Origin of the sequence: Actinoplanes teichomyceticus ATCC 31121 (assembly GCF_003711105.1) — a bacterium.
GTDB classification, from domain to species: domain Bacteria; phylum Actinomycetota; class Actinomycetes; order Mycobacteriales; family Micromonosporaceae; genus Actinoplanes; species Actinoplanes teichomyceticus.
In genome coordinates this window covers 450766-467500 of the sequence record NZ_CP023865.1, presented here as the reverse complement: position 1 = coordinate 467500, position 16735 = coordinate 450766, and the positions used below count along the sequence as shown (strand labels likewise).

Genomic DNA, 16735 nt, shown 5'->3' with positions numbered 1-16735 from the left:
GGCGCGCAGGGCCCGCAGCTCGTCGACGCTGCGCAGGGTCCACTGCCGGAGCAGAACCGCCGGGGCCATGGGTCCATCTTGCTGAGCCTGCGGCGAAATGCACTGGTCCGACCGGTTCCCGGTGGCGCACCGAACGGCGCGTGCGGCCGGTCGCTCACGGCCGGACACTCCCGCGGCCCCCGCGCTCGGAGAGCCCCGACCGGTCCCTCACGGCCGGACACTCCCCGTGGCCCCGGCGCTCGGAGAGCGCCGGGGCGGGCGCCGCGCGGGATCAGCACGGGGCTTGGCCGGTGGCCTGCGGGCGGGGCCGGTAGGGCGTACCGGGAAGGGGGTGTCGTCCCGGCGGCGCCGGGCGGGCCTAGCGGACCTTGCGGCGTTCCAGCAGGACCAGGTCGACGTCGGTGAACCTGACGGTCTGCTTCGTCTGGTACCTGAGTTCGAGCAGTTGGGCGCGATCGGCCGGCATACCGTCGAACGGGTCGTCGCTCCAGCCGGTGTAGATCACCCAGAGCCGGGGTTCGTTCTTGAGGCAGGATTTGGCCACGGCGCATTCGGAGGCGGAGAACGACGCCCGCTCGGCCGCGGTCTTGTCGAGGAAGACGTCCCGGGGCTTCCGCTTGTCCCGCATCTCGTAGTCCCAGGCCTCGCGGGCCAGGTCGGAGAGCCGGCCGAAGGGGTCGTTGAAGACCACCCCGTCGCCGGGCCGCTGCCGCTGGTCGATCATGGTGATGGCGGCGCGGTAGTCGGGCTGGCCGTCGACCGGGCTCTGCCGGACCAGAGCGTGCGCGGGCAGACCGACCCACACCACCCCGGCGACCGTCAGGACCGCGGTGGCCGGGCCCAGGTGCGGCCAGATCAGCCGGCCGCTCAGGTAGGCGCCGGTGGCGGCGAGGATGGCCCAGGCGGGCAGGACCACGAGCACGTACCGGGGCAGGAACATGTGCAGGACCGGGAAGGTGACGAGCACGAAGACCGGCGGCACCACCGCCCAGGCCAGCAGCATGCCGGCCACCGGGCGGTTGCGCACGCTCGGCGCGAACCACAGGTAGGCGGCGCCGAGCACGGAGAGCACACCGAGGACCAGGGCGAACGGCGCGGAGAGGAACATGTCGGCCGGGAATGCGAGGATGGCCGCCTTGTCCGCCTTGATCCAGGAGATGGACGCGGACTGGTGGGAGGCGATGGCGGGCAGCCAGATCACTCCGAGCAGCCCGAAGCCGCAGCCGAAGGCGAGCCGCCAGCGCCTCTCCACGTCGTCCTCGCCACGGGTGGCGCACAGCCAGAGGACGAAGTGCGCGGCCAGGACGGTGAGCGAGACGAAGTGCACCAGGCCCATGAGCGCGACCGAGACGCCGTAGGCGACCAGCCGGGGCACGGCGGGGCGTTCCAGCGCGCGGAGCAGCATCAGCGTCGCGAAGGCGCCGGCCACGGTCACCGCGGCGTACGAGCGGGTCTCCTGGCCGTAACGGGAGACCGCCGGGATGACGGCGAAGAGCAGTCCGGCGGCCAGGCCGATCGGAACGCCGACCAGGCGCCGGGCGATCAGGGTGACCAGGCCGGCGCAGGCGGCCATCGCCACCGCGGACGGGATGCGCAGCTGGAACGGGGTGTCGCCGACCAGGTCGATCCAGACCCGCATGACCATGTAGTAGACGACGTGCACCAGGTCGGTACGCCGCAGCAGCTCCTCGAAGTCGCCGAGGGAGAGGGTGATGGCGTGCCAGGTGGCGTACTCGTTGTTCCACATCTCGCGCTCGCCCAGGCCGCGCAGGCAGATCGCCAGCGCGGCGGCGGCCGGGACGAGGGCCAGCAGCGCGGCCCAGGGCCGCGGTGCGGCCGTGGGCGGCCGGCCGCGGGTGGCCGGCGTGGTGGCGTCCGGCGCCGGGGCGGAAGGGAGGGCAGTCGCGGTGCCGTTGGTGGTGGCCGTCATTGCACCGTGAATCCGATCTTCGAGGAGGCGACGCCCTTGCGCATGGCGGACTGCGCCGCCCGGTCACCCTCGATGCGCCACTTCGCCGAGCCGTTCTGGTTGAAGTAGATGAAGCCGATGGTGTCCCGGTCGGCTAGCACGCCGCGGGCGAGGTCGGCGATCCAGGCCGGCCGCTGCGGTCCGGGCGCCACGCCGGTCTCGACGATGATGAACGGCTTCTTGGAGAACGCCCGTATCGCCTTCTTGGTCGGGCCGAACAGCGTCGAGTAGGTGTGCGCGCCCTTCGACGTGTAGTAGCCGTCCATGCCCAGCCAGTCGACGTAGGCGTCGCCGGGGTAGAACGGTTTGAGCTTGACCCGCGGCACCGGGTTGATCACGTTCGGCGTCCAGGTCCAGATCACGTTGGTGGCGCCGACCTGCTGGAAGATGCCGTGGATGTGCCGCCAGGCGGCCACGAAGTCGGCCGGGGTGGCCTTCGAGTTGCCCCACGGGTACCAGCTGCCGTTCATCTCGTGCGCGAAGGTCAGCCCGATCGGCAGGTTCAGGGTGCGGATCGCCTTGGCGAAGTCGGTGACGTACCGGTCCTGTCTGCCGGCGGCGATGTCCTTGAGCTTCGCGTCGAACGGCTCCCAGCGGACGATCACCATCGCGTTCTGCTGGTACGCCTCGCGCACCTCGGAGGCGGCGAAGCCGTCGCCGAAGGCGGCGTAGACGGTCAGGACGTTCGGCGCCTTGTCCACGGTGTCGGCGAACCTGGCGACCGCGGCCGGGCCGGTGGGGTCGCCGGGCAGGGCGACGCCGAAGTACTTCTTCTTCGGCTTGATCAGCGGGGTGACGTCGAACGGCGGCGCGACCGTCGCGGAGGGCGCCGCGCCGGCCACGATCCCGCCGCCGGCGGAGGCCGGCAGGCGCCCCTCGGTCAGGGAGATGCCCTTGAAGACGGCGAACTCCACGACCGCGAGCGTGACGATGACGGCCATGATCAACAGGTGTCGGGTTCTCACTTCACCACCTCGGGCAGGTCGCGGTGAGCCGCTGCGGGCAGGTCGCGGTGAGCCGCTGCCGGCAGGTCGCGGTGAGCCGCTGCCGGCAGGTCGTCACGCACCACCGGTTCAGAGCACATCGGCTCGGTCGCGGTCCGGGTCGACGAGCAACGCCTGGCCCGCCACGGCCAGGTAGAACATGCCGGTCAGGAACAGCGGGGTGAAGGTCAGCGCGTCCTCGGTCACCATCCGGAAGGCCGCGCCGCCGGCCCAGAGCACACCGGTGCCGAAGGTGAACGCCCACATCGCGATCCACAGCCGGCGGGTCTTGCTCTTCTTCTTCGTGCCGCCGGTCGGCTGCCAGCCCATCCGGCGGCCGCGGAGGATGTCGACGACGGCGAACAGGTGGGACCAGCCGTAGATCATCTTCACCGTCCAGGCGCTGAACCCGTACCGGGACCGGTGCCAGAGTGGGAAGAAGACGAAGTTGTACAGGATGCTCGGCACGATGAGCAGGTAGTTCTCGATGCCGACCTGCTGCGGGAAGACCGTCAGCATCAGCAGCGGGACGATCGGCACGACGAGCGTGAAGATGCCGGTGTGCAGGTAGTAGCAGAAGCCGGAGATGTAGCTCAGCCGGCCGCGCAGGCTCAACTTCTGCTTCCAGAACTTCTTGGAGCCCAGCAGGCTCATCGAGCCGGCGCACCAGCGGTACTGCTGGGTGAAGAACGAGTTCACGTCGGCCGGGCAGACACCCGCGGCAAGCGCGACCGGGATGTACCGCAGTCGCCAACCGGCGGTCCGCAGGTCGAAGCCGGTGTGCACGTCCTCGGAGTGGTCGATCAGGGTGTTGCCGCCGATCTCGGCCAGCGCCTCACGCCGGTAGAGCGCGCAGCTGCCCACGCAGATCGCGGCCTCGTGGTTGTTCCGGGAGACCTGCACCGAGCGGTAGAAGAGCTCCTGCACCGCTCCGGCGCCGCGCTCCAGCCAGCCCTGGCCCCTGTGCACCCGGAAGAACTGCGGGGACTGCACGATGCCGAGATCCGGCTCGCGCTCCATGTACGGGATCATCTCGTGCAGCATGTCGACGCGCGGGGCGAAGTCGGCGTCCAGCACCAGGATGTAGTCGCTGAGCGAGCGCTCGAACGCGTACCGCATGTTGCCGGCCTTCTTGAACCAGCCCCGGTTCGGGCGGCGCTGGTAGATGAAGCCGAACCGCAACGCCATCCGCTCCATGATCGGCTCGGAGGAGTCGTCCAGCACGTACACGTCCACCGGGCCGGGGTAGAACTTCGCCATCTGGCGAACCGACTCCCAGGTGTTCTGCAGTACGTACGGCGCCTCGCCGCAGACCGGGAGGAACACGTCGACCGACGGGTAGCGCTCCGGCTGCCACCGCTTGATCAGCGCCAGATGGTCCTGGAGGTCGAACCCGCGGGTGAACGCGTTGACCGCCAGGGAGATCAGGTAGTACAGCACGGTGAACGCCATCAGCGGCAGGATCGCCAGCAGCCAGGGCGCGGTGCGCACGAAGGCGACCTGGCTGACCAGCAGGCCGGTGAAGCTGACCAGGGAGACCAGGGTCAGCGGCGCGAGCCGCCGCTTGGCGTAGAGGTACTTCTCCCGGTCGGTGGGCGGCAGCGGCACCGGCGCGTAGATCGGGCGCCGGGACTTGTCGTCGCCGGAGCCGGGCGCACGCGGGATCCGGAAGGAGTCCGGCACGCCCATGACAGCCGTCTCGAATGGTGCCGCCTGCTTCTGATGGACGGTCTCCGTCCGCTGCACCGCACTCCCCCGAGTTCGCGTGACGGTCCGCTGCGGACAGTCCGATGTCTACGCCGCCGCTGATGGACCTGCATCGTTCCCGAGCGAAGACATCGGTGTCAACCGATCGGGCGAGGCTTGAAGCGCCCTCAACCTGCAGATGTGATCAGACTCTCGGGCTGCCCGTGACCGTTATCGGCACCGCCCGGGCGAACGCTTGTCAACTACGGCAAACGGGCGATCCCCCACCGCGTGCCACCTGCACGACCGAGTGTCACTCATACTTTCGGCTAGTCTTTTGCTGGACGACCGGTTAAGGTGGGCGACAACCGAACGGACAAGCATGCGCGGATGACGACGTGATTGGACGGCGCCATCCGTGGGTAAGGACGCCCGACCGGACCGGGTCCGCTGCACAGTGGACCGGCTCTCTCGGAAAGGTGCCAGGGAGGACCATCGCATGACCGTCATGGAGACTTCGACGACCGTCGCGCCGTCGACGGCAGCCAGCGCCGAAAGCCCCGTCGACAGCGCGGCGGAGCTGCTGAACGCGATGGCCGCGATGCCGGCCGGGCACCCGTCCCGGGCCGCGCTGCGGGACCGCGCGATCGAGGCCTGGCTGCCGCTGGCACGCCACCTGGCCAACCGCTACTCCGGCCGCGGCGAGCCCACCGACGACCTGGTGCAGACCGCCACCGTCGGCCTGATCAAGGCGGTCGACAAGTTCGACCCCGAACGCGGCGTCGACTTCGCCGGCTACGCCATCCCGACCATCATCGGCGAGATCAAGCGCCACTTCCGCGACCGCACCTGGTCGGTCCGCGTCCCGCGCCGGCTGCAGGAGCTGCGCCTGGCCATCACCGAGGCCAACAGCACCCTCACCCACAACCTCGGCCGCTCGCCCACGGTCGCGGACATCGCCACCCACCTCGGCATCACCGAGGAAGAGGTCCTCGAAGGCCTGGAAGGCGCCCGCGCCTACAACGCCACCAGCCTCTCCACCCCGATCAGCGCCGACGGCAGCACCGAGCTCGCCGACACCCTCGGCGGCGAGGACCACGAATACGAACTCGCCGAGACCCGCGTCGCCCTCGGCCCCGCCCTCGCCACCCTCGACGAACGCGAGCAGCGCATCCTCACCCTGCGCTTCTACGGCAACCTCACCCAGTCCCAGATCGCCGACCAGATCGGCATCTCCCAGATGCACGTCTCCCGCCTGCTCACCAAGGCCCTGACCAAGCTGCGCAACCAGCTGGCCAGCGAGACCATCTAGTCCCCCACCGCCGATGCGGCCCCGGTCCGGACCGGCCGGGGCCGTCGTGCGAGCAGCACCAGGATCACCGCCAGCACCAGCGCGGCGACCTCCATCGCGGCGCCGACCAGCGGGGTGGACCGGTAGCCCCAGCCGGCCGCGATGGCCCGGCCGCCGAGGTATGCCCCGGCCGCGTTGCCCAGGTTGAACGCCGACACCGCCGCCGACGAGGCCAGCAGGTTCTGCCCGTCCGGCCCGGCGGCGACCAGCACCCGGTTGGTCAGCCCGGGCACCGTGGCGTAGGCGACGACCCCGAGCACGAAGAGCGTCACCGCGGCGGCCAGCGGCGACCGGGCGGTCACCGGGAAGATCAGCAGCACCGCGAGCATCGCCACCGAGGCGCCCACGATGGTGCCCATCAACCGCCGGTCCGCGGCCCGCGCGCCGATCACATTGCCCAGCACCAGACCGGTGCCGAACAGCGCGAGCAGCCACGGCAGCGCGCCCTCGGAGTACCCGGCGACCTCGGTCATCAGCGGCGCCACGTAGGTGAACGGAGCGTACACCGCGCCGAACGCGCACGCGGTCATCGCCAGGGCCAGCCACAACTGCGCGTGGCGGAAGGCCCCGAGATGCCCGGCCCGGTGCCCGGCCGGCCGGCTGTGCGGCACGAACAGGGCGGTGGCCAGCGCGGCGAGCAGGCCCAGCCCGGCCATCGTCCAGAACGTCGCGCGCCAGCCGAGCTGCTGGCCGAGCAGGGTGCCCAGCGGGACCCCGGCCACGGTCGACAGGGTGAGGCCGGCCAGCATCGCGCCGATCGCCCGGCTGCGTCGGTCCGGCAGCAGGTCCCCGGCCACCACCGTGGCGAACCCGATGAACGCCCCGTGACACAGGGCGGCGACCACCCGGCCGGCCATCATCAGCGGGTACCCCGAGGCGACCGCGGACATCGCGTTGCCGATCACGAAGAAGGCCAGCAGCCCGACCAGCGCCGGTTTGCGCGCCCGGGTGCTCAGCAAGGCGGTCACCAGGGGCCCGCCGATCACCACGCTGAGCGCGTACCCGGAGATCAGCAGGCCCGCGGTGGGGATGCTGACATACAGGTCACCGGCGATGTCCGGAAGCAGACCGGTGATGACGAATTCGGTCATCCCGATGGCGAAGGTGCCGACCGAGAGCGCGGCCAACGCCGGTCCCGGACGGGTGGTTGCGACCTCACGAACGTCGATCATCCGATCACTCTCGACCGAACGTGCACGGATCGCTACCCGAAAAGGTCTGACCACGGTTGCGGAACAGGTCCATGCGGTCGTCGGACCATTCGGCGGCTACCGTGTAGCCGATGCCACCTTCAGCCGAGCTCCCCGGGTTCCTGCACAGCGTCGCCCCGATCCTGGATCGCTGGGGTTACCTGGCCATCGCCGGTGTGATCGGCGTGGAGAGTTTCGGGGTGCCCGCCCCGGGCCAGACGATCATGGTGGCCGCGTCGATCTACGCCGGCTACGGCCGGATGAACATCTACCTGGTCGCGCTGATCTCGTTCGTCGCCGCGGTGATCGGCGACAACATCGGGTACTGGATCGGCCTGCGCGGCGGGCGCCGGGCGGTGCACCGCTTCGGCCGGTACATCTTCGTCACCCCGGAACGCCTGGCGAAGGCCGAGCAGTTCTTCGCCCGGCGCGGCAACCGGATCATCGTGGTGGCCCGGTTCATCGACGGGCTGCGGCAGCTCAACGGCGTGATCGCCGGGATCACCCGGATGCCGTGGAAGACGTTCCTGCTCTACAACGCGATCGGCGCGGCGATCTGGGTGGGCTGGTGGACCACGGTGTCGTACCTGCTCGGGGCGAACCTCGTGACGATCATGGAACACGCGCACCGGTACAAGTGGCTCGCGATCGGGCTCGTCGTGGCCGCCATCGGGACGTACGTGACACTCCACGTCCGGCACATCCGGCGACGCCGGGCCCGCGCCGCGGCCGCCGCCTCCATCGAGGAGAACCCGGTCTGACCGTCCGGCCCCACGGTACGCCGGGGCCGGTCCGTGGCTAGTCCCGGCTCGGCGACAGCCGCGCCGACCGGTCGCGGTCCAGATCCCCGGGGTGGAGCCGGTCACCGGTGGTCAGCGCGGGCCGGGCCGGCTCGCGCAGGCCGAGCATCACCAGCCACTCGGCCAACTGGCGGTGCACCGCGTCCGGCCCGTCCAGGTCGCCGGTCACGGTCCAGGCCGCCGGGTGCACCAGCATCGCGTCGGTCTGCCAGCCGCCCAGGCCCCCGTGCGAGCCGACCAGTTCCTCGAACGCGGCGACCTCCGCGGTCTCCGGATCCACCGAGCTGATCACCACGAGGTCTCCGACGTGCGCGGCCTCCTGGTGACGCAGCAGGTCGGCGCGGGCCCGCGGTCCGTACGCAAGGAGCGGGTCCGGGCCGCTGACCACGCCGTCGCGGAGCCGGTGGACGCCGCCGCCCGGCCCGTACGCGACCGGCCCGTCCTCGTCCGCGACCACCACCAGCCCGATGCCCGGGTGGGCGGCCAGCCCGGCGATCAGCCGCGGATAGGTCTCCTCGATCTGCGCGCGCCGCACCCGGTACGGGAAGCGGGTCAGATAGACCAGCGACAGGTTCCCGGACGACAGGACCAGCAGCGGCGCCGTCGGCGGCTCCGCATCCGGATCACGTTTGCCCTGCTCCTCCGCCAGTTCGCGGGGAGCCGCGGCGGTGTCCGGGGCGGTGAGCCGCTCGACCACCTCGTCCAGGGTCTCGCCGTGCCGCTGGCGGAACGTGCTGCCCTGGCTCTGCCCGTGGTCGGAGAGCACCACGAGGTGGTAGCGCCGGGCCGCCTCCTCCGACAGCCGCTCCAGCACGCCGAGCATCCGGTCCAGGCTCTCCAGCTGGCGCATCGACTCCGGGCGGGCCGGGCCGGCGTGGTGCGCCACCTCGTCGTAGTCGACCAGGTCACAGAAGATCGCCGGGACGCCGCGGGCCATCTGTTCGGCGATCAGCGAGATGTTCACGTCCCGCAGCAGCATCGAGGCCGGGCGCAGGGCCAGGAACGCCCCGGAGCGGCTGACCCGGGGCCGCAGGTTGCGCCGGCGTTGCAGGCGGGCCTGGTGCAGCTCGGTGAAGACCTCGGCGACGCCGAGGACGAGGGCGCGGGTGAAGCCGTACGGGGACGCCATGAACGCCGCCCAGCCGCGCGCCGACCGGCCCGGCAGGGCCGCGTGACTGACCGTCAGCAGGTTGGTGACCGCGTCGCCGCCGAACGCGTTGCCGATGCTCACCCCGCCGTCTCGCAGCAGGCCGCGGCCGTCGCTGAGCCGGCGCTCGATCACCGCGGCGTCCCGTGGCCGGTTGGCCACCATCACCTTGCCGGTCTCCTTCTCGAACCAGCGGAACGCCGGGATCTGCCGGGACGCGCCGTGCAGGATGCCGGCCTGCGACGCCGGGGTGGTCGACGGCAGACCGGTGTGCCAGCGGCGCACGGTGTGGCTGCCGCTGCGCAACCAGTGCCCGAGGATCGGCAGGTTGCCGGCCCGGACCGCCCAGCGCAGCACCGGTTCGGCCACCCCGTCGAGCTGGATCACCAGCAGGCCCGGCTCGGTGCCCGGGCGCGGCCGGCGCAGGGTGAACAGCGGTCCGCCGGCCCGCCTGGCCGCCCGGCGGCGCACCCCGCGCATCAGGCGCCGGGCCTCGCGGACGAACGTGTCGTCGCTGCCGGCGTCCGCCATCCAGTCCAGCAGCGCGGCGAAGATCACCGCCAGGATGGCGGCGGTGAGCAGGGTGGGCAGCCCGCGGATCCGGTTGGCCGGGTCCAGCCGCAACGCCACCACCATCACCGCGACCTGGGTGACCACGCCGAACAGCATCGCGCCCCAGCCGCCGAGCGCGGTGATGCCGAGCAGCAGCAGCGGCCGTAGCACCGCGCCGACCGCCGCGACCAGCACCACCAGGCCCAAGGTGTCCACGATGTCGGTGCCGGCCACGCCGGGCATCAGCCACAGTGTCACGGTCACCACGACGAACGTGGTGACCGCGCTGCGCAGCACCGCCCGGACCCGGCCCAGCACTCTGCGCCAGCCGAACAGGGCGCGGATTTCGGGGCTTAGGGCCACGGCTCGACGATTGCACAACCGGTCACGGGTCGCGCGTCCGCATAGCCGCACCCGATCGGGGGAACGGCGAGCCGGTCACCCGCTCCGGCGGCTACCTTCGAGCCGATGCGCGTCCGATCGGCGTTCTTCGTCCCACTCATCCTGATCTTGGCGGCCTGCCGGGGGCCGTCCCGGCCGATGCCACCGGAGCCCGTGCCGGGCCCGCCGCGGGTGGTGGCCGGGTATTTCACCGAGTGGGGGGTCTACGGGCGCGGGTTCCCGGTGAAGAAGCTGGTGACCAGCCGGGCGGCCGGCCGGCTCACCCATGTGCTGTACGCGTTCGGCAAGGTCGGCGGGGGGCGCTGCGGGGTCGGGGACGCGTGGGCGGCGTACCGGCGACCGGTGACCGCGGCGGACAGTGTGGACGGCGTGGCCGACCGGCCGTCCGACCCGCTGCGCGGCAACTTCGGCCAGCTCCGCAAGCTCAAGGCGGCGTACCCCGATCTGCGGATCCTCTGGTCGTTCGGGGGCTGGACCCTCTCGTCCGGGTTCGCCGAGGCGGCCCGCGACCCGGCCGGCTTCGCCGCGTCGTGCCGCGCCCTGCTGAGGGATCCGCGGTGGGCCGGGGTGTTCGACGGCATCGACGTGGACTGGGAGTACCCGAACGCCTGCGGGCTGGCCTGCGACACCAGCGGGCCGGGCGCGCTGGCCCGGCTGCTGGGCGCGCTGCGCGCCGCCCTCGGCGCCGGCGCGACGATCACCGCGGCGGTGCCTGGCGACGTACGCAAGCTGCGGGCCACCGACTACGCCGCGGCGGCGGCGCAGGCGAACTGGCTCGGCGCGATGACCTACGACTACTTCGGCGCCGGCCCGGCCGACACGCGCACCGCCCCGCACTCGCCGCTGACCGGTTACCCGGGCATCCCGCGCACCGGGGCCACCACCGAGGCCACCGTGTCCGAGTTGCTGCGCCAGGGCGTGCCGGCGGCGAAGGTGCTGTTCGGGGTCGGGTTCTACGGCCGGGGCTGGACCGGGGTGGGCGGCGCCGGGCCGGGCGCCACGGCCACCGGGCCGGCCCCGGGACGGTACGGCAGGGGCATGGAGGACTACCGGATCCTGGCCGGACGGTGCCCGCCGACCGGGACGGTGGCCGGCACGGCGTACGCGCGGTGCGGGGCGCAGTGGTGGTCGTACGACACCCCGGCCACCATCCGCGGCAAGGTCGCCTACGCCCGCAGCCGCGCCCTGGGCGGCGCCTTCGCCTGGGAGCTGTCCGGCGACACCCCGGACGGCGCGCTGCTCGCCGCGCTGGCCGAGCCGGATCCGCCCTCCGCGGCGCCGGCCGAGCGCCGGTCGGGCCCCTAGCCGATCCGCACCCACACGTTGTCCAGGACGCCGTTGAACTGGTCGTTGTCCTGGAACGCGCCCTTGCCGCCGATGCTCAGCGGCCGGTTGTTGGCCACCGAGAGGCCGGCCGGCACCCGGGTCCGGCCGCGCACCACGTCGTCGACGTAGATCTCGAAGCGGACGCCCACCCGCTCGCACCGGACACTGTGCCAGCGGCTGTCGGCGGCGGACACCGAGCTGCGGACGATCCGGATGCCCGGCCGCCGCCGGTCCACCAGCACGCAACTGGGCTGACCGGCTGCGCCGTCGATCTGCAGTTTGTACTGGCTGCTGGTCTTGGAGTAGCCCTTCTGCACCACGTTCTGTCCCTTGCTGGTCGAGCGAGGGGACAGCAGCACCTCGGCGCCGTACGCCAGGTTGCGGGTGCCCGGGTTCAGGTCGGCGCTGTTCGGGGCCTGCAACGCCACGTGCGGGCAGACGGCCGCGTCGCAGTGCGGCGGGAAGGCCAGCGCGGTGCCCGGGCCGTGCACCACCGGGCGGACCCGGCCGCCGTGGCCGGAGATGATCCGCAGCGCGTGCCCCAGGCCGGACTCGTTGAGGATGCTGCCGGCCCGGCCGTTGAAGGTGTACCGGACGATCGTGACGGGGGGCGGCTCGTCGGGCCGCCCGGCGTCGGCCGGCCGTGCCGGCATCACCTCGACGGCGAGCGCCGCCGCCACGGATCCCGCGGGCCACCGCGCCGGCTCCACGGTCGGCCGTGCCGGCGCCGGCCCCACGGCCGGCCGTCCCGGCGCCGGCTCCACGGCCGGCCGTCCCGGCACGGCTGCGAGGCCCGGCTGTGCCGGTGGCGCCACGACACCGAGGGTGGCCATCAGGAGAGCGGACAGACCCGATTGCATGTCCACATTATCCCTTATAGTGCGAATTACCCGAAGAAGTGCTGGACCTGCGTCAGGGTCAGGTAGCCCTGCGGCTCCGGGTCGCGGGACACCGCCGGCAGCGCCTTCTCGGTCACCGCGATGTCGTGCGCGCCGGCCGGCGGCGGGGCCGGCTCCGGATCCGGCGGCAGGTCCGGCAGCGCCATCGCCTCCCGGATCACCTCGAACATGGTCCGCACCTCGGTCACCGCGCGCCGCATCAGCTCCTGCTGCGAACAGCTCGGCGGCGGCGCGCAGGTGAAGTTCGCCGCGGCGCCCGGCCGTCCCGGGTTGCCGCCCCCAACCGCGGATGGAGCCAGAACCCGCCCATGCCAGGCATGGTGGCAGGGGCCGACCGCCGGTCGCCGCCATCGCGGGCCGCGCGTCGGGTGGACACCGCCGCCGGCCGGATCGGGCCGCGCCGGAGTGGCTGCGCGCCCGCGGTCGACCCACCCTTTCGTGTCCGTCTCGGCGTGGACGGGTGGCATCCACCCCGGAAACGCTCAGCATATGGTGCGAAACGGACATCAAGGGGCGTGCGATGAAGAGAATCTGGGCGGCTGCGACCGTGGTCGCGCTGGGTGCGGTGGGTACCGCGGTCACCTCGGCGCAGGCCGCTCCACCACGCGACACGCCGCGTTACGTGCCGGCGCCGGTCGCATGGCGGCCCTGCACCGAGATGTCGCTCAAGGCACAGGGCGCGGAGTGCGGCACCGTGACCGTACCGATGGACTACGCGAACCCGGACGGCACCAAGATCGAACTGGCGCTCGCCCGGGTCCGGCACAGCACCCCGGACGACCGGTACCAGGGCGCCATCCTGGTCAACCCGGGCGGGCCGGGCGGGGCCGGGCGCGTCATGGCCACGCTCGGCTCGCACGTGCCTAAGCAGGCCGGCAACGCCTACGACTGGATCGGGTTCGACCCGCGCGGGGTCGGGGCCAGCCAGCCGAAGCTGACCTGCGACAGCGACTACACCGGGTACAACCGCCCGGCATACGTGCCGGTCACCCCGGAGCTGGAGAAGGCCTGGCACGCCCGGACCAAGAAGTACGCCGAGGACTGCGCCCGGGCCGGCGGGGCGCTGCTGCGCCACATGCGCACCGAGGACTCGGTCCGTGACATCGACAGCATCCGGCAGGCCCTGGGTCAGGAGAAGATCAGCTTCTACGGGTTCTCCTACGGGACGTACCTCGGCCAGGTCTACGCCACCCGGTTCCCCGAGCGGGTCCGCCGGATGGTGCTGGACGGCAACGTCAACCCGCGGCGGGTCTGGTACCGGTCGAACCTCGACCAGGACATCGCGTTCGACCGGAACATCAAGATCTACTTCCGCTGGCTGGCGGACCACGACGCCACGTTCCACCTGGGCGCCACCGGCAAGGCGGTGGAGCGGCTCTACTACCAGCAGCTCGACGAGCTGGCCGGCAAACCCGCCGGCGGGGTGATCGGACCGGCCGAGCTGACCGACATCTTCCTGCAGCCCGGCTACTACGTCTTCGGCTGGCAACAGGTCGGGCAGGCGTTCTCCGACTGGATCACCAAGAAGGACCCGGCCGGGCTGAAGAAGCTCTACGACGACAACAACCCGCAGACCCCGGGCAGCGACAACAACTACGCCGTCTACCTGGCCGTGCAGTGCACCGACGCGCCCTGGCCGGCGAAGTGGGAGACCTGGGCGGAGGACAACTGGCGGGTCTACCGCAAGGCGCCGTTCGAGACGTGGGGCAACGCCTGGTACAACGCGCCCTGCCGGCACTGGGCCGCCCCGGCGAAAGCGCCCGTCGAGGTGAACGGCGCCAAGGCCCCGCCGATCCTGTTGATCAGCGAGACGCTCGACGCGGCCACGCCGTACAGCGGAACCCTGCTGGTCCGGCGCCTCTTCCCGCGCGCCGCGCTGGTCGAGGGCGTGAACGGCACCACGCACGCCGGCTCGCTGTTCGGCAACCCCTGCGTCGACGAGACGATCGCGGACTACCTGGCCACCGGCGCGCTGCCGAAGCGCGTCGCCGCCGACCGCTCCGACAAGCAGTGCAAGCCGATCTCCCCGCCGGAGCCCGGCCAGCCCGGCCTGACCCGCTCCGCCGAGCCGCTCGACCGGCTGCGCCTGCAACGGCTGATCACCGGCCGGTGACCGGGCGCGGGCCCGGGGTGACACAGGTCGCCACCGGGCCCGCGACCAGGTCGGCTATGCTCGGCGCGCGAAGGGGAGTAGCTCCCAATGTCGCGGTCGACATACTGACGCCGTCACCGGCGTCCGGCCGCGCGGCCTTTCACTCAAGGCGAGCGAGACCTTCGACCAGGCTGTTCCAACCAACGGCCGGGTCGAGGTCGTTCCGCGCCCGAAACCCGGTCGTGCTGAACCGGGAGACTTCTGTGGAAGGATTCATCACCGCGCTGGCGGTCAGCTTCGCGGTCATCTTCGTCGCCGAGCTCGGTGACAAATCGCAACTCATGGCGATGACGTTCGCCACCCGTTTCCGGCCGCTTCCGGTACTGATCGGCATCACCGCCGCCACCGCGCTGGTCCACCTCGTCTCGGTCGGCATCGGGTACGGCCTGGGCAGCGCCATCCCCACTGACTGGATCTCGCTGGTCGCCGGTCTCGCGTTCCTCGCCTTCGGCGCCTGGACCCTGCGCGGCGACACCCTCACCGAGGACGAGAAGACCAAGGCGGAACGCTCCACCGGCTCCGCGATCCTCGCCGTCGGCGGCGCGTTCTTCCTGGCCGAACTGGGCGACAAGACCATGCTGGCGACCATCACGCTGGCCACCCAGCACGGCTGGTTCGGCACCTGGATCGGCTCCACCGTCGGCATGGTCGCCGCCGACGCGCTGGCCATCCTGGTCGGCCGGATGCTCGGCCGGCACCTTCCGGAGCACATCATCAAGTGGGGCGCCGCGGCGCTGTTCGCTATCTTCGGCATCTGGCTGATCGTCGAGGGCGTGATCGGCCTGTCCTGATCCGGCCGTGCGACAGGGAGGCGCGCCGTGCAGCGGTACCGCGCGGAACCCGACCGGGTGGGTCTGCCACCCGGTCACGAGCGGTCCGCCGGACGCGGGCCGGGCGGCGCGGCATGACCGGGCCGGGCACCGGGCAGCCGGTGGCACTGGCCCGGCTGCAACTGCAGCGCGGCGAGCCGGGCGCGGCCGCCGATCTGCTCGGCCCGGTGCTCGCCGCCGAACCCGACCACGTGACCGCGCTGGTGCTGATGACACACGCACAGCTGGCGCTGGAGAAGCCGGACCTCGCGTACGAGGTGGCCACCCGGGCGGTGCGGCAGGCGCCCGGGTCGGCGGAGGCGCTCACCGCGCTCAGCCGGGCACTGACCGCGCTCGGGCGGCACGACGAGGCGATCACCACGGCGCAGGCCGCGGTGGCCCGGCAGGCGGACAACCCGTACCGGCACAACCGGCTCGCCTGGGCCCTGCTGGAGCAGGGCAGACGGCCTGTGGAGGCGGAACACGCGGCCCGCGAGGCGATCCGGCTGGACCCCGACGAGGCGGATTTCCGGATCACGTACGCCATGGTGATGAAGCAGCTGCACCGGCCGGAGCGGGCCCGGAACGCCCTGCGGGACGCGCTGCGGTTGCAGCCGGAGCACGCCATCGCCCGGCACGAGCTGGCCGCGTTCGACGTGGTGCAGCGCAACCCGTTCGCGTTGAGCCGGCTGGCCCGCGGCATGAGCGGGCTGGTCGCCGCGCTGCGGGCGGATCCCCGGCAGGACGCCAGCCGGCACCTGCTGGACGCGGCGTTGCGGCAGTTCCTGGTCTACGCCGCGATCATCATGGTGGTCTTCGCCTATCTGGGCTGGCGCACGGCGAGTGACTCGACCGGGTGGGCCCGGCTGCTGGCCGCGGTGGCCGCGCTGGCTCCGGCCGGATACGCCGGATACTTCCTGGCGCGCGTCGACGGGGTGCTGCGGTCGTACCTCAGGGTGGTGCTGATCCGGCAGCGGGCCGCCGGCATCGCGGCGGTCCTGACCCTCGCCCTCCTGCTCACCGCGACGGTGGCGCCCGCCGGCTGGCTGCCGAGCCTGCTCGGCGTGGCCAGCCTGGCCGGCCTGGCGGTCCGCCTGCTCACCTCGATGGTTCCGCGTTGACGGCACCCGGTGCGGCCCCGGGGCCTCCGCGCCGGCCGATCGGCGGCCCTTTCGCGCGCGGTGTCCTAAGAATCCGCACTGGGCTGCCGAAGTAGGGCCTGTGAGCCCCGTCCCCTGGCTACCCGGAGCGGCCCGATGACCGACCTGGCCCGAACCGCCGATCCCGGTGCCGCCTCCGCCGGCGCTGCCGTGCCCCCGCCCGCCAGTGTTCCCGGGCTGCCCGGGGCCGGCCGGGCAGCCGCCCCGGCGCCGGCTCCCGGCGCCGGGGCGCTGCCCGCGCCGGTGCCCGGCGCGGGAGCATTGCCGGGAGCGGGAGCGTTGCCCGGCGCGGGAGCATTGCCCGGCGCG

General features: G+C 72.3%; 14 protein-coding genes (1 of these 14 cut by a window edge). 6 read left to right on the top strand and 8 right to left on the bottom strand.

What is annotated here, in order from left to right; all coding sequences use genetic code 11:
* From ACTEI_RS02135 to ACTEI_RS02120, 4 genes are all read right to left on the bottom strand, one after another.
* Positions 1-69, bottom strand: the beginning of a protein-coding gene (locus tag ACTEI_RS02135) for an ATP-binding protein (protein ID WP_122976093.1). Its footprint begins 315 nt before the window's first position; the window shows 69 of its 384 coding nt (coding positions 1-69); the start codon lies at positions 67-69; its stop codon lies off the left edge, out of view.
* Between the two features lie 289 nt (positions 70-358).
* Positions 359-1930, bottom strand: coding sequence for a glycosyltransferase family 39 protein (locus ACTEI_RS02130; protein WP_122976092.1), 1572 nt, complete (start codon positions 1928-1930; stop codon positions 359-361).
* Complete coding sequence (locus ACTEI_RS02125; RefSeq protein WP_145830801.1) at positions 1927-2934, bottom strand: glycoside hydrolase family 26 protein; 1008 nt, start codon at positions 2932-2934, stop codon at positions 1927-1929. Before ACTEI_RS02125 ends, ACTEI_RS02130 begins: the two co-directional genes overlap by 4 nt.
* A gap of 108 nt (positions 2935-3042) precedes the next feature.
* A complete protein-coding gene (locus ACTEI_RS02120) occupies positions 3043-4698 on the bottom strand; it encodes a glycosyltransferase family 2 protein (RefSeq protein WP_203723880.1) in 1656 nt (551 codons plus the stop codon).
* 448 nt (positions 4699-5146) lie between these two features.
* Between ACTEI_RS02120 and ACTEI_RS02115 the strand changes: the two genes are divergently transcribed.
* Positions 5147-5950: an RNA polymerase sigma factor SigF gene (locus ACTEI_RS02115; protein ID WP_122981873.1), complete on the top strand. Its 804-nt coding sequence runs from the start codon at positions 5147-5149 to the stop codon at positions 5948-5950.
* On the opposite strand, the gene ACTEI_RS02110 is transcribed toward ACTEI_RS02115, so the two are convergent.
* Positions 5947-7161, bottom strand: coding sequence for an MFS transporter (locus tag ACTEI_RS02110; RefSeq protein ID WP_122976089.1), 1215 nt, complete (start codon positions 7159-7161; stop codon positions 5947-5949). The genes ACTEI_RS02115 and ACTEI_RS02110 overlap by 4 nt on opposite strands.
* A gap of 110 nt (positions 7162-7271) precedes the next feature.
* On the opposite strand from ACTEI_RS02110, the gene ACTEI_RS02105 reads away from it, so the two are divergent.
* Complete coding sequence (locus ACTEI_RS02105) at positions 7272-7940, top strand: DedA family protein (RefSeq protein WP_122976088.1); 669 nt, start codon at positions 7272-7274, stop codon at positions 7938-7940.
* Positions 7941-7977: 37 nt separating this feature from the next.
* On the opposite strand, the gene ACTEI_RS02100 is transcribed toward ACTEI_RS02105, so the two are convergent.
* On the bottom strand, positions 7978-10041 hold the full coding sequence (locus ACTEI_RS02100) for an alkaline phosphatase family protein (RefSeq protein WP_122976087.1): 2064 nt from the start codon (positions 10039-10041) through the stop codon (positions 7978-7980).
* 105 nt (positions 10042-10146) lie between these two features.
* Between ACTEI_RS02100 and ACTEI_RS02095 the strand changes: the two genes are divergently transcribed.
* On the top strand, positions 10147-11385 hold the full coding sequence (locus tag ACTEI_RS02095; RefSeq protein WP_122976086.1) for a glycoside hydrolase family 18 protein: 1239 nt from the start codon (positions 10147-10149) through the stop codon (positions 11383-11385).
* Here ACTEI_RS02095 and ACTEI_RS02090 read toward each other — a convergent pair.
* Both ACTEI_RS02090 and ACTEI_RS02085 read right to left on the bottom strand, forming a co-directional pair.
* Positions 11382-12266: a LamG-like jellyroll fold domain-containing protein gene (locus tag ACTEI_RS02090; protein ID WP_239082553.1), complete on the bottom strand. Its 885-nt coding sequence runs from the start codon at positions 12264-12266 to the stop codon at positions 11382-11384. The two genes, ACTEI_RS02095 and ACTEI_RS02090, sit on opposite strands and share 4 nt — an antisense overlap.
* Positions 12267-12292: 26 nt before the next feature.
* Positions 12293-12505 carry a hypothetical protein gene (locus tag ACTEI_RS02085; protein WP_239082552.1) on the bottom strand — a complete coding sequence of 71 codons (213 nt, stop codon included), beginning with the start codon at positions 12503-12505 and terminating at the stop codon, positions 12293-12295.
* 320 nt (positions 12506-12825) lie between these two features.
* Between ACTEI_RS02085 and ACTEI_RS02080 the strand changes: the two genes are divergently transcribed.
* From ACTEI_RS02080 to ACTEI_RS02070, 3 genes are all read left to right on the top strand, one after another.
* The gene (locus ACTEI_RS02080; protein ID WP_122976085.1) at positions 12826-14418 is read left to right on the top strand and encodes an alpha/beta hydrolase; all 1593 of its coding nucleotides are present in this window, start codon (positions 12826-12828) and stop codon (positions 14416-14418) included.
* A gap of 242 nt (positions 14419-14660) precedes the next feature.
* Entirely contained in the window at positions 14661-15248 is a 588-nt protein-coding gene (locus ACTEI_RS02075) for a TMEM165/GDT1 family protein (RefSeq protein ID WP_122976084.1), read from the top strand.
* A 113-nt stretch (positions 15249-15361) separates the two neighbouring features.
* Positions 15362-16387, top strand: coding sequence for a tetratricopeptide repeat protein (locus ACTEI_RS02070; RefSeq protein ID WP_122976083.1), 1026 nt, complete (start codon positions 15362-15364; stop codon positions 16385-16387).
* The last annotated feature ends 348 nt before the right edge of the window (positions 16388-16735 follow it).